1 pseudogene is annotated in these 203 nt (G+C 71.4%); it reads left to right on the forward strand.

From position 1 onward, the window contains the following. Positions 1 to 203: pseudogene (locus C693_RS22265) on the forward strand (IS110 family transposase); the annotation flags it as partial.

Below are 203 nucleotides of genomic sequence, written 5' to 3' on the forward strand. Positions count from 1 at the left end.
CTGCTGACCGAGTTCGGCATCGTGGTGGCCAACAGCGATGCGGCCCTGCGCCGGGTGCTGGCCGACCTGGAGGCCTACCAACTGCCCGGCGAGTTCCGCGAACTGCTGCGCGACCTGGCCGCCCACTGGGCGCAGGTGCGCGAGCGCCTCGAGGCATGCGATGCCCGCATCGACGCCCACGCGCGAGACGATGCGCGTTGCAT

Origin of the sequence: Dyella ginsengisoli LA-4, from assembly GCF_000334915.1 — a bacterium.
Taxonomy (GTDB): Bacteria; Pseudomonadota; Gammaproteobacteria; order Xanthomonadales; family Rhodanobacteraceae; genus Dyella_A; species Dyella_A ginsengisoli_A.